Genomic DNA, 12,844 nt, shown 5'->3' with positions numbered 1-12,844 from the left:
GCATCGACCTGACTTGGGTCGACGCCCGCACAACGCACAGATCTTGCAATGACCACATGCCCGGGGGGAAGCATTGGCCACTGATCCGACGTCGGCATCCGCCGACCAAAAACGTTCTGCACTCGAATATGCCGGCCGCAGCCGCATCGGAGGCGTTGCACTTCTCGAAGAACCTGACGACGTCTGCGAATTGAGCGTGGAGTCGTGGTTCCCGCAACCCGCCGACGTCGTGATCGACTTCTGCCTGCAGCGCCAGAACTTCATCGCCATCATGCCCGACCGGATGCAGGTCATCTGGTCATCGACCGAGACCGGCCAACTGGGCGGCACCTACCACTTCCGTTGGTGGCTGAAGAACGTCATACCGATACAGTGGGTAGCCTTCATCGATTCCTACACGCCGGGCCACGAATTCAGCGACCAGCAGGTTCGGGGCTTTTTCCGGTACTTCCACCACACCCATACCGCCGTGGATGACGGCACAGGGAGCCGCTACACGGACACCCTGCGGTTCGCCGGGCCGTTTGGCGCCCGCGTGGACCGTGCGGTCCTGTTGGGGCAGATGCGGAGGACGTTCCGCGCACGGCACGAGCGGATGAACCGCATGCTCTCGGTTCTCGCGTGACCGTCCGCATCCGTGCGGTGTCCAGCCCCGCCGAAGCCCGCCGCTGGGCCCTCCTGCCCGAACGCCTGCACACCAACAAGCCCGGCTTTATTCCCGCACTGCGGTCCACCACGCTTGCGGCGATGAATCACCGCCGCAATCCGCTCCACCGGCACGCGCACATCTCCCATCTCCTGGCAATCCGTGACGGCATGGACGTGGGCCGGGTAAGCACCACCGTGCATCCCGCCTACAACGAACGGCACGGAACATCCGCGGGTTTCTTCGGATTCCTCGACGCGGTGGACGATCCCGAGGTCTATGCGGCCTTGCTGGAGGCGGCCGGGAACGAGGTGGCCCGTCACGGCGTATCCACGTTGACCGGTCCGTACAACTACTGGAGCGGTGACCAGTTCGGTGTACTGCTTGAGAAGCACGACCGCCCAACCGCAGTTTTCCAGACCTGGAACCCGTCCGAGGTCTCCCACCACCTGGCACGGTGCGGGTTCACCCCGCGCGACGAGATGCGCGGCTACGAGATTTCCACCGCCCAGCGCAGCGCTGCCCGCACGGAGGTGCTCGACCGCGCCGATCGGATCTCCCGCGCCCTCGGCCTCCTTTCGCGGCCCATGAACCGGCGGCGCATCGACCGCGATGCCGGGCTCATCCGCGACATGTTCGCGTCGTCGTTCGCGTCGAGCGCGGAGGTGCTGCCGTACCCCGATGACGTCTTCGACGACATGTTCGGGCAGCTCCGGCCCCTCCTCGACCTCGACCTCGTGCGTTTCGTGGAGCGGCGCGGTGAGCCTGTGGGTTTCTCCCTCACGGTCCCGGACCTCAACGAGCTCCTCGCGGTCTGGCAAGGCAGGATCACCCCAATCGAAATGGCCCGGCTGCGCGGCCGGCTGTCGCGGGTGTCGGGTGTGGTGGTGCTGCTCCTCGGAGTGGTGCCCGGCAGTCCCATGGGCATCGCGCCGGTGCTGTTCGCCGACACCCTTCGGGCGGTCGAACAGAACGGCTACGGATCGGTCCACACCACGTGGGTGCACGGCACCAACTCGGCGATGCACGGCCTGCTCTCGCGCTTCGCCGGAGGCGGTCCAGTCCGGCGGTGGGCTCTCTACGACCGGCCGCTGCGGCAGGACGTTGCCTCATGATTCTCGTGACGGGAGGAACGGGTTGCGTGGGCGGACACGTGGTGTCGGACCTGAGTGCCGGTGGAGAGCAGGTCCGTCTCCTCGTCCACGAGGAACCCCGAAACATGGTGCCACGCCCCGGCGTCGAACTCGTCACCGGCGATGTTCGTGACGCCGAGGCGATCGAGCGGGCGATGACGGGATGCCGGGCCGTTGTCCACATCGCGGGTGCCGCCGGCCTCAATGCGACCGACGGAGCGCGGATGCGGAGCATCAACGTCGGGGGCACACTGGTGGTCGCGGCTTCCGCCCGTCGCCACGGCGCGCACATGGTGCACATGTCGTCGGCGAGCGCCGTCGGACTCGTGCGCGACCGCCTCGTCGACGAGACCTGCACAGCCGAACTGCCCCGGCATCCATACCCGCGTTCGAAGCGCGCGGGAGAGCGGGCTGTCCTCGAGGAGGCCGCGCGCGGGTTGTCGGCCGTCATACTGAACCCGGGGGCTGTCCTTGCGACCGGCGGCGCCGCCGCCAACACCTGGTCCGGGATGGCGACGGCGGTGCGCCGCGGCGCATTCCCGCTGGCACCGCCGGGCGGATTCGGATTCGTGGCACGGCAGACGCTGGTCGCAGGGGTGCGGGCCGCCGTCGACGGTGCCGGCGGGACCACCGCCGAGCGGTACCTGCTCGTCGACGAGAACCTCTCCCACCGCGACCTCATCGAACGCATCGCCGCCCGCGTGGGGATGCGCGCGCCGCGGGGCACAGCGCCTGCATCCCTGCTGGGCGCCGCCTGCGCGGTGGGACGCGTGACCGGGCCGTCCGCGAGCGGACTCCTGCACCCAGACAACTTGCCGTTCCTCACGTGGCGCGTCACCTACGACGGGTCGCGCGCCCGCCGGATACTCGGCGTTCCGCACACCCCCATCGACCACGCGATCGACGAACTTACCGCCCAGGAGGCCGCATGAACGCCACAACGTCCCACGCTGCACACGTTTCGTGGCTCACCACCCGGGTCTCCGGAATGCTCGACGTCGACCCAACTGAACTCGACGCCGACCTTCCACTTGCCGAGCTGGGCCTGTCGTCCCTGCAGGCCGTCGAACTCGCCGGGGACCTTGAGGACCGCCTCGGCCGGGCGGTGGATCCCACCGTCGTCTACGACCACCCCACGATCGCCGCGCTCGCAGACTTCGCTGTGTCAACATGACGAGATCCACTGAGGGTGACGTCTCCATCGTGGGGCTCGGACTACGCCTCGCACCCAACATCGACGAGAGCGTCCAACTGTGGGAAGCCCTCACCGCGGGGCGGTCGGTCTCTGGCACAGCGCTCTGTGGGGCCGGTGGGCGCCGGATTGCGGCGCCTGCGGGCACCGGAGAGCCAGGAGGCCTCCGCTCCGGCATCGACCAGTTTGACCCGGCACCGTTCGGGATCGGCCATGCGGAGGCGACCGACGTAGATCCGCAGCAGCGGCTCGTGCTCGAGGCAGCATGGGACAGCCTTGCCGACGCTGAGATCGGCTGGCACGGCCTGCGTGGCCGTTCCGTCGGCGTTTTCGCCGGTGCGTACGCCCAGGACTGGCTGTTCACGCAGGCGCGCGGCGGGGCTCCCTTCAGCGGATATGTCGGCACAGGCACCGCGCACTCCATGCTCGCCAACCGTCTCTCCTACCTCCTGGACGTGCACGGCCCGTCGCTCACCGTCGACACCGCCTGCTCCTCCTCCCTGACGGCGCTCCATCTGGCCGTAGGTGCGCTGCGCCGCGGCGAGTGCGAGTTCGCCTTAGTGACGGCGGTCGCCCTGGGCTTCGACGATACCTACCGGGAAATGACGGCTTCGTCGTTGCCCTTCTCCCCCACCGCTGAGTGTCGTCCTTTCGACGCCGCCGCCGACGGCATCGTCCGCGGCGAGGGCGCCGTGTCACTGCTGCTGGAACCCGCCCGCTCCGGCCGCCGCCCGAGCCGGGCCACGATCCTGGGCAGCGCCATCAATCACGACGGCCGTACAAACGGCATGACGGCGCCCAGCGCAGCGGCGCAGACACGGCTCCTGCGTACAGCGCTCGACGATGCCCGGGTATCGGCCAGCGAGGTTGCCTATCTCGAAGCGCACGGAACTGGCACCATTCTGGGCGATCCCATCGAGACCAAGGCGATCTCCACCGCCTACGGCGAGCGCGACACCCCGCTGCTCGTCGGATCCGTGAAGGGCACCCTCGGACACCTGGAGGCCGCGGCGGGACTCGCAGGGCTCGCCGCCGCCGTCCTATCGCTGCAGCACGGGGAGATACCCGGTCAGGTCGGGTTTGAGCAAGCGAACCCCGCCCTCCACCTCGCAGGTGGGTCCCTGGAGATCGCGCGACAGCGCACGCCTCTCCGTCGGGGCGGTCTGGTTGCGGTGAGTTCCTTCGGATTTGGCGGGTCCAATGCACACGTCGTGCTCGGCCCGGGGACGCGCCGGGTCGCCGTCGATATCGATGACCCCTCCGCGGTGCACGTCCTCGCCCTGTCGGCGGCTGATGCCGGGAGCCTGGACGCCCGGCGGGAGTCGGCCCGCCGGCGCCTCCGGGAACCCGAAGCCGACCGGGCCGGGGTCCTCGCCCGCACCACGCGCGGGATGACCCCCCAGCGGCATCGGTACGCCTGGTCGGCGTCGTCTCCTGACGAACTGGCTGAAGCTGTTCAGGTCCAGGCTGGTGGGCGTGGCGGGGGGCGCGTCTCAGCGTCTGCCCGCTCCGGCGCCATCTGGGTGTTCAGCGGACAGGGCTCCAACTGGCGGGGAATGGCCAGCGAACTGCTCAGGGTGCCGCGGCTTCAGGGATCGTGGGACCGCTGGGAGCACGAGGTCAGGACCGCCACGGGATGGTCGTTGCGTGGCAGCCTGGCCGGAGACGGCGCGGGAACCACTACGCACGACCAGGTGACGATCGGGGCGGTGCAGCTTGCGCTGAGCGAACTGCTGATGTCATGGCAGCACCGGCCCGCCGCGGTCATAGGGCACAGCATGGGCGAGGTCACAGCCGCTGTGGTCGCCGGCACCCTCACCAGCGCCGAAGCATTCGCGATTCTCGCCCGGCGCGGCCAGTGGATCGAATCCGCGGCGGGGGGCGGCTGCATGGCGTCCGTGGCGCTGCCAGCCCCTGAGCTGGCCGCGCGGCTCGAAGCCACCGGCGCGGTGGGGGTCGCGGCCGTCAATGGGCCGCGGTCCACGGTCCTCAGTGGCGCGGCAGAGGAGGTCACGGCCCTTACCGCCGAACTGGCTGCCGAGGGCATTCAGGTGCGCGAACTCGCTGTCACCTACGCCTTCCACAGCCCGCTCCTGGACGCGGTGGCACCCTCCGAGCGCACCGTAACCTCTTGGCCCGTTGCCGGCGGCAGCGTGCCCCAGTACTCCACCGTAACGGCGGCCCGGCTGGACCCCGAACGGGAGCCCGGCTACTGGTGGCGCAATGTCCGGGAACCGGTGCGCTTCCTCGACGCACTGACGGCCGCCCTGGCCGAAACGGGCAGCCGTTGCGTGGTTGAGATCGCACCGCACCCGGTGCTCCAGCGGGACATCGAGGCCGTGGCGGCCCAGGCGCTGCCGGCCGAACCGGTGGTGGTGCTCGCCGCCGCACGCCGGCAGACGCCCCTCCGGGACACGCTCGGCGCACTTTCCGCCGGTTTGTTCCGGCACGGACTCGATCTCGACCTGCGGGCTTTGGCGCCCCCAGCTGACCTGTGGGCGGAGCCTGTGCCTTACGCCTGGCAGCGCCGGCGTTTCTGGCGCGAGGCATCGGGCAGTGCCGGGCTCGCAGCATCCGGCACCCGTCATGCAACACCACAGGTCGACCACACCGAAACTGCCGGCATTCCCGCCGAACAGGTGGGACCGGCGGCATCAGAGATCACCGCACATGTCTGCGAACTCGTCTCGGCCGCGCTGGATGACCGCCCCGTCGTCCCGCCCGACGTGCCGCTGGGTGAGTGGGAGCTGGAATCACTGGCCGTGGTCACCCTCCGCAACGCCGTCGAACAGCGGTTCGGCCTCACCATCCCGCTGCCGCTGCTGTTGGACGGACCGACGCCGCACGAACTCGGACGTGCACTCGCTCCCGGCGGGGACCCGGCGGCGTCTGCCCCGGTTAAAGCGGTGACCGCCGACGATCCGCTTGACGCGCTCACCGATGCGGAGCTCGCAGACCTGCTGGCAGCTCTGGAGACAACCTCCCCACCCACACCTGACGACGCCCGCCGAGGAGCCACCGATGTCCATTGACCTCCCCGCCGCCGAGCCCGCTCTGCCGCTCGACACCATCGACCGTGCCGCCCTCGCTGACATGGTGCGCCGCAAGCTGGCGGCCCGCGGGTCCTCGGCACCTCCCACCGCAGTGCCGGTATCCGGAGCCGAAGGTTACCGGCGGCACGTCGCACCGGAGTTGAGCCGCATCCTGGGCGCTCTGGACCTGGACCGCTCGTACCGGCGCGGCGAGGGGTTGCGGCTGACGGACGCCAACGGCAAGGTCTGCCTCGATTTCGCCGGAGCCTACGGTGCGCTGCCTTTTGGCCACAATGATCCGGCCATGTGGGCCGCTGTTGCCAGGGTGCCGGTGGACTCACCCCCAGGATTCATCCAGCCGTCGGTGTTGGAGGCGGCCGGCGAACTGGCCGCGCGGTTGGTCGCCATCGCACCGCCGGGCCTGGACCTCGTCACCTTCGCCAACAGCGGCGCGGAGTCGGTCGAGGCCGCGCTTAAGCTCGCACGGTCGGCCACAGGACGCCTCGGAATCCTCGCCACCAAGGGAGGCTTCCACGGCAAGACGCTGGGCGCTCTCTCCGCTACGGGACGCCCCGACTACCAGGTGGACTTCGGCGCGCCCGCCGAGGGCTTCGCGTGGGTGCCGTTCGACAACCTCGATGCGGTCCGGACCGCGCTGGCCGCGGCGCCGGGACACTTCGCCGCCGTGATCGTGGAGCCGATCCAGGGAGAGGGTGGCGTGGTGGTGCCGGCACCGGGCTACCTCCGGGGGCTGCGGCAACTGTGCGACGAGCACGGCTCACTGCTCATCGTTGATGAAGTCCAGACCGGCCTTGGCCGCACGGGATCCCTGTTCGCGTCCGCGGACGAGGCCTCGCCGGACATCGTCACGGTCGCCAAGGCGCTTGGCGGCGGCCTGCTCCCGATCGGCGCGGTGCTGAGCCGCTCCGACGTGCATTCCGAGTCTTTCGCGCTGCGGCACACATCCACCTTCGCCGGAGGCACCCTCGCCTGCCGCGTCGGCCTGGCGGTGCTGGACCGGCTGGCTCAGCCCCAGCTGCTGGCCGGCGTTGCCGAGCGCAGCGCGCAACTGCTTGACGGCCTGCGGGACATCGCGCGGCGGTACCCTGCCGTGATCACGGATGTCCGCGGACGTGGGCTACTGATCGGCGTGGAGCTGTCCGGCAACCTTGACCTCACTGGTGATCAGGGGCTGCTGGGCTCGCTGGCGGAAGGCGGCAACCTTGCCATGGCGGTGTGCAGCTACCTCCTGAACGTGGAGGGCCTGCGCCTGGCCCCGACGCTGTTCGGCAATACCGTGCTGCGGATGGAGCCCCCACTCACCGTGACCGCGGAAGAATGCGACATGCTGCTGGCGGGGATGGAGCGCGCCGCCGCCATGGTCGCCGCGGGAGATACGGCCGCGCTGCTCGGCCACCTGGTGGGGCCGTCCGCCGGCACGGCGCTCCACAGGCCTGCCTCCGGGGTCGCCGCCCGCACTCCGTCGCGGACCCCGGAACCGGGCCGGACGCGCTTCGCGTTCGTGGTTCACCCGCTAAACCCGGCGAGCCTGGCCGACTTCGACCCCTCCCTCAACGGCTTCACTGATGCGCAGCACACCGAACTCCTGGAGCGATTCGACCGCGCCTCCTCGCTGCTGAACCCCGCACCCTTCGTGGTGGGCAGCGGCACCGTGGGCGGGGCAACGACCGTGCACGGCGAACTGATTGGCGTCCCCTACACGGCGGAACAACTTCTGTCGCTCCCCGCGGCGCGCGCCTGCGCGGTGATCAGCGACGCCGTCGAACTCGCCACCGAACGCGGCGCCGAGATCGTGGGGCTCGGGGCCTACACGTCAATCGTGACGAGCAACGCGATGGGCCTCGGCGAGCAGCCTGTGCCGGTAACGACAGGCAACGCCTTCACCGCCGCGGCGAGCGTCCGGGCCGTGCTCACGGCCGCCACGGACCGCGACGTCCCGCTTCCGGATGCCACTGTGGCGATCATTGGCGCCGGTGGGGCGATCGGGCGGGCGATCGCGGTCGCCCTGGCCGGCCGTGTGGGCCGGCTGCTCCTCATCGGGCGCCCCGGTAGCCGCAGCGCACGCCTCGCCGACTCCGTCCACGCCGTCGAAGCGGTGCTGCGGGAGGCCAATGCGCCTGCCGGCGAAGCATGGACCGACACCGCCGTCGAAACTGGTGACGACGCGCCCGCGGCGGCGCGCCGGGCCTGCGTCGTCATCACGGCGAGCTCGACGCCGCACGCCCTGCTCACGGCAGGCGACTTTACGCAGGATGCCATCGTGTGCGACGTCGCGCAGCCACCGAACCTCCCGGCGACGCTGCCCCGGGATCGACCGGACCTCGCCACGTTCGCGGGCGGCATGGTCACGGTGCCGGCGGGGTCGGACTTCGACCTGCGGTACGGCCTGCCCGCCGGCATCACCTACGCCTGCATGGCCGAAACCATGCTGCTTGCGCTGGCGAAGGAATCCGGCGTCGAGGACTGGCAGTCGCTGGCAAGCCAGGGCGAGGCGCTCTCCCAGGATGCGCTCGACCGCCTGGGCCTGCTCGCCGACCGCCACGGGTTCCGGCTTGCGGGCATCGGCTCCCGCGGGGCTGCGAATGCGGAGCCCGCCCGATGACCTCCTACGCCGACCGCTGGGAGGCCGCACAAGTCTTCGACGCACAGTTCGCCTACGCCACGGTCAAGGACCTCCTGGCTCCGCGCATGGCGGTTTACTGGACCGACTTGATCCTCTCAGCGGTGATCGGCTGGTCGGGGTTCGGGCTGGCCGTCACCTTTACGCCTTTGCACTGGCTGGGCATCATCGGCCTGGCCGTCTCGGTGCTCGCTCTCTACCGCGGGGCCCTGTTCATCCACGAACTGGTGCACTTCCGCAGCAAAGCGCACACCCGCTCGTTCGGCCGCGGGTGGAACGCGCTGATCGGGTTCTGGCTGCTCATCCCCTACTTCATGTACGAGGGCCACGCCGAGCACCACAGCAAGCGCCTCTACGGCACCAGGTTCGACGCCGAGTACCTGCCTTTCGCGCGCCTGTCGCGGCGGGAGATGGTCAGGGTAGCCGCGGCAGCGGTGGCGCTGCCGCTGTTCGGGCCCATCAGGTTCGGCATCCTGGCGCCTGTGTCCTGGTTGGTGCCGGCCACCCGGGAGCGGGTCTACGCCCGTGCGTCGACGATCAAGATTGACCTTGAGTACCGTGGGCATCCGCCGAAGAAGTCGCAGCGGCTTTCGTGGTTCCTGCAGGAATTCGCCTGCTTCGCGATCGTATGGACGCTCGGAGTCCTTATCGTTCTCGGACACGTCCCGGTCCTGCTGCTCCTGTGCTGGTACCTGTTGTTCGTCGGCGTCGTATCGCTCAACACCCTGCGCCTGCTGGGGGCACACCGGTACCTCGGCAACGATTCGGACGCGAACATCGTGCTGCAGATGATCGACACGATCAACTACCCGTCATCGCGCATCGCCGGGTTCTTCTGGGGACCGATCGGCCTGCGCCTGCACGCGCTCCACCACCTGGTTCCGTCGCTGCCCTACCACTCGTTCGGGAAGGCGCATGCCCGGCTCGTCGCCGCGCTGCCGCCGGACTCCGCGTACCGCCTCACCGAGAGCCCCGGCCTGCTCGCGGCCGTCATCGACCTGTGGCGGGCACCCCGCCCGCTGCCCGGTGAGAACCCCTTTACCAACGCCGCCATCCTGCACGACGCCCGAAAGGACGCCCCATGACAGCCGTCACCCTGGAAGCCCCGCCGCCGGGGCTGCACACGCGGAACCCGCTCGGTGCGCTCCCGGCGATGCGCCGCGATCCCCTACAGCTGTTCGAGTCGCTCGCCCGCGAGCACGGCTCCGTCGCAGCCTTCCGCCTCGGGCCGCAGCCTGCCGTCATGGTGTCCGGTCCGGAGGCCGTCCGCGAGGTGCTGGTCTCCCGGGCTGACGACTTCGACAAGGGCGATATCCAGCGCAGGGCATTCACCCCTGCACTGCGGAACGGGCTGCTGATCGTGGAGGGAGACCTGCACAGGGTCCAGCGCAAGCTGCTGGTGCCCCACTTCCAGGCCCGGCGCATTTCGAACTACGTGGACATATTCGCCCGCGAGGCACAGCGCCACGCCGACCGCCTGGACGACGGCAGCGAGGTGGACCTGCTCGCGGTCATGGGAGGGATCACGCGCGACGTGATCGGCCATCTCCTGTGGAGCAGGTCGCTGGCGGAGGAGGCCGAACTCGCTGCCGCCGTGACCCGCGTGTTTGAGTGGGAGATGCGGGCACTGTTCGCCCTGGTCCCGGTTCCGCTGGGAATCCCGACGCCGGCCAACCGGCAGATGAACGGAGACCTGCGCTGGGTGCGCGGACGCATCCAGGCGATCATCGACGAGCGCCGGGCCGCGGGCGGGGAGTACAACGACCTTCTCGACGCCCTCCTGCAGGCACGCTACGACGACGGCAGTGCGATGTCGGACGACCAGTTGCTGGACGAGCTGATCACGTTGTGGGGGGCCGCGCACGAAACGTCCGCCGATGCGCAGTTCTGGACCGCCGCGCTGCTGGCAACGCACCCGCAGGTACGCGACGCGGTTGCCGCGGAGGCTGACCGCGTCCTCGGCGACCGGCTTCCGACAGCTGATGACCTGGGCAGGCTGCCGCTGGCGATGGCTGCGTTCAAAGAGGCAATGCGCCTGTATCCACCCGCCGCGTCACTGATGCGCGAAGCCGTGCGCGACACGACCCTGGGCGGATACCGCATCCGCAAGGGCACGATCGTGTTCATTTCGACGTACTCGATGCACCGCGACCCGGCCCTGTATCCGGCCCCGGAGCTGTTCGATCCCGAGCGCTTCCTCGCCGGCGTCGACGAAAACGGCAGGCCGGCCGCCGCCCCGGCTGAACGCAACGGATTCGGCTACCTGCCGTTCGGCGCAGGCCGGCACGTATGCATCGGTTCCACGCTCGCGCTGACCGAAGGGCAGGTCTTCACCGCCGTCCTCGCCCGGCGCCTGAGTTTCGACCTCATCGATGACGGGCCCGTCGAGCCGCAGCTGCTGATCAACCTGCGCCCGCGCGGCACCGTCCGCGCGACGGTGAGCCGGCGCGTGCCCGCACGATCGGAGAACGTGGCATGAGTGTGCAGACCGATCTCCCGTGCAGGCAGGCCGAGCTCGCCGATGCCGTGGCGCACTGGGCCGCCGAAGGCGGGACGCGCCCCGCACTCACCTTCCTTACTTACAGCGGCCGCCAGCGCACCGCCCAGACCCTCAGTTATGCGGATCTGGACCGGTCCGCGCGGGCCTGGGCCGCGCGCCTTTCCACGCTCACGGCTCCAGGGGACCGCGTGGTGCTGATGCTGGGGCAAAGCCTGGAGTACATCGAGGCTTTCCTCGGATGCCTCTACGCCGGCCGAGTTGCGGTGCCGCTGTACGCCCCGGATGCCCGGCGCTCCGATGAACGCCTCGTGGCGGTGCTCGCGGACGCACGCCCGACGGCGGTGATCACGTCAGCGGACGCGGCAGCCGACGTCGATGAACTGGTAGCGGGCACCGGCATCCGCGTGTTGCTCGCCAACCGCGCTGAACCGCCTGTTAGCGGGTTCCCCGCGGCCTTCAGTCCGGTGCGCGGCGACGGAACCGCCTACCTGCAATACACATCCGGTTCCACCCGCACCCCTGCAGGGGTGCAGGTCACCGCACGGAACCTCGCGGTGGCGATGACGCAGTTGCGTGAGTCGCTCCCGATGGCCGAGGGGCCAATGGTCAGCTGGCTGCCCTATTTCCACGACATGGGCCTCGTCTACGGCATCTGTGCGGTGTTGCAGGGCGGCGGACACTGCTGGTCGATGAGCCCGATGTCCTTTGTACAGCGCCCTTCGCGCTTCCTGCAGGCCCTCAGCGACTCCGGCGCGGCCTTGACGATTGTGCCGAACTTTGCCGTCGACCTGTGCGTGCGGCGCGTGCCGGAGTCCGAGCGGCAAGGCCTGGACCTGTCACGGCTGCGCGCATTCGGCAACGGCTCCGAGCCGATCCGCGCCTCCTCCATGATGGAGTTCAGCGAAGCCTACGCATCCTACGGCTTCGATCCGCTTGCCCACCAGCCAGGCTACGGGCTGGCTGAGGCAACCCTCATGGTCACCGCGCACCGGTACGGCAGACCCTTGAGCGTTGCCCGTCTCTCACGCGGGGCGCTGGCAGCGGGCGTTGCGGTCGCAGCCGACCCTGACGCGCCGGCCGAGCAGGTGTCCGAAGTGGTTTCCTGCGGAGTGCCCGTCGACCAGTCCGTGCGGATCGTCGATCCGGCGTCGCTTGCCACGGTATCCGACCGCAGCGTCGGAGAGGTGTGGGTCCAGGGCGGCAACGTGTGCAGTGGCTATGCCGGGCGGGATGAGCTGACCGCGGAGATCTTCGGCGGCAGGCTTCGTGAGAGCCCCGACGACAGCGCCTGGCTGCGCACCGGCGACCTCGGCTTCCTTGCCGACGGCGAACTGTTCCTGGTTGGTCGTCTCAAGGACCTCATCATCATCGCGGGGAAGAACCACTACCCGGCTGACGTGGAGGCCACGGTATCGGATGCTGTCGCAGAGATTCGCCCGGGCGGGGTTGTAGCGATGCCTACCCGCGGCGATGGGCCCGAAGGGCTGGTGGTGGTGGCGGAGATCGAAGCAAGATCCCTTGCCACCCTCGACCATGCGCGCACGGCGCTGGCCGTGCGCGCGGCGGTGGCCGCGGTGCACGCGATCACGCCTGCTGATATTGTCCTGGTCCGTTCCGGGACCATCCCCCGCACCACAAGCGGAAAACTGCAACGCCGGGCATGCTCGGCACGATACGAGGCCGGTGAATTCCGATAGCAC

General features: G+C 69.6%; 9 protein-coding genes. All 9 read left to right on the top strand.

Going from position 1 to position 12,844, the window contains the following annotated elements:
- Nucleotides 1-73 precede the first annotated feature (73 nt).
- The 9 genes from AS031_RS05720 to AS031_RS05680 are packed head-to-tail and all read left to right on the top strand — an operon-like array spanning nt 74 to nt 12,841.
- Complete coding sequence (locus AS031_RS05720) at nt 74-625, top strand: SRPBCC family protein (RefSeq protein ID WP_141688763.1); 552 nt, start codon at nt 74-76, stop codon at nt 623-625.
- Complete coding sequence (locus AS031_RS05715) at nt 622-1,761, top strand: hypothetical protein (protein WP_058267168.1); 1,140 nt, start codon at nt 622-624, stop codon at nt 1,759-1,761. The genes AS031_RS05720 and AS031_RS05715 overlap by 4 nt, the downstream gene beginning before the upstream one ends.
- Nucleotides 1,758-2,711: an NAD-dependent epimerase/dehydratase family protein gene (locus tag AS031_RS05710; RefSeq protein ID WP_074446924.1), complete on the top strand. Its 954-nt coding sequence runs from the start codon at nt 1,758-1,760 to the stop codon at nt 2,709-2,711. The genes AS031_RS05715 and AS031_RS05710 overlap by 4 nt, the downstream gene beginning before the upstream one ends.
- Nucleotides 2,708-2,953, top strand: a complete 246-nt coding sequence (locus AS031_RS05705; protein WP_058267166.1) for an acyl carrier protein — start codon at nt 2,708-2,710, stop codon at nt 2,951-2,953. Before AS031_RS05710 ends, AS031_RS05705 begins: the two co-directional genes overlap by 4 nt.
- Entirely contained in the window at nt 2,950-6,003 is a 3,054-nt protein-coding gene (locus tag AS031_RS05700) for a type I polyketide synthase (protein ID WP_058267165.1), read from the top strand. Before AS031_RS05705 ends, AS031_RS05700 begins: the two co-directional genes overlap by 4 nt.
- Nucleotides 5,993-8,626, top strand: coding sequence for an aminotransferase class III-fold pyridoxal phosphate-dependent enzyme (locus AS031_RS05695; protein WP_218918347.1), 2,634 nt, complete (start codon nt 5,993-5,995; stop codon nt 8,624-8,626). The genes AS031_RS05700 and AS031_RS05695 overlap by 11 nt, the downstream gene beginning before the upstream one ends.
- On the top strand, nt 8,623-9,729 hold the full coding sequence (locus tag AS031_RS05690) for a fatty acid desaturase (protein ID WP_058267164.1): 1,107 nt from the start codon (nt 8,623-8,625) through the stop codon (nt 9,727-9,729). Before AS031_RS05695 ends, AS031_RS05690 begins: the two co-directional genes overlap by 4 nt.
- Entirely contained in the window at nt 9,726-11,123 is a 1,398-nt protein-coding gene (locus AS031_RS05685) for a cytochrome P450 (protein ID WP_058267163.1), read from the top strand. Before AS031_RS05690 ends, AS031_RS05685 begins: the two co-directional genes overlap by 4 nt.
- Nucleotides 11,120-12,841 carry a fatty acyl-AMP ligase gene (locus AS031_RS05680; RefSeq protein ID WP_074446923.1) on the top strand — a complete coding sequence of 574 codons (1,722 nt, stop codon included), beginning with the start codon at nt 11,120-11,122 and terminating at the stop codon, nt 12,839-12,841. Before AS031_RS05685 ends, AS031_RS05680 begins: the two co-directional genes overlap by 4 nt.
- Nucleotides 12,842-12,844 lie beyond the last annotated feature (3 nt).

Origin of the sequence: Pseudarthrobacter enclensis, from assembly GCF_001457025.1 — a bacterium.
Taxonomy (GTDB): Bacteria; Actinomycetota; Actinomycetes; order Actinomycetales; family Micrococcaceae; genus Arthrobacter; species Arthrobacter enclensis.
This window is presented reverse-complemented; position numbering and strand designations above follow the sequence as displayed.

Coding starts and splice junctions, on each gene's coding strand:
- AS031_RS05680 (WP_074446923.1), top strand. CDS start 11,120: ATGAGTGTGCAGACCGATCTCCCGTGCAGGCAGGCCGAGCTCGCCGAT.
- AS031_RS05700 (WP_058267165.1), top strand. CDS start 2,950: ATGACGAGATCCACTGAGGGTGACGTCTCCATCGTGGGGCTCGGACTA.
- AS031_RS05695 (WP_218918347.1), top strand. CDS start 5,993: ATGTCCATTGACCTCCCCGCCGCCGAGCCCGCTCTGCCGCTCGACACC.
- AS031_RS05710 (WP_074446924.1), top strand. CDS start 1,758: ATGATTCTCGTGACGGGAGGAACGGGTTGCGTGGGCGGACACGTGGTG.
- AS031_RS05690 (WP_058267164.1), top strand. CDS start 8,623: ATGACCTCCTACGCCGACCGCTGGGAGGCCGCACAAGTCTTCGACGCA.
- AS031_RS05685 (WP_058267163.1), top strand. CDS start 9,726: ATGACAGCCGTCACCCTGGAAGCCCCGCCGCCGGGGCTGCACACGCGG.
- AS031_RS05705 (WP_058267166.1), top strand. CDS start 2,708: ATGAACGCCACAACGTCCCACGCTGCACACGTTTCGTGGCTCACCACC.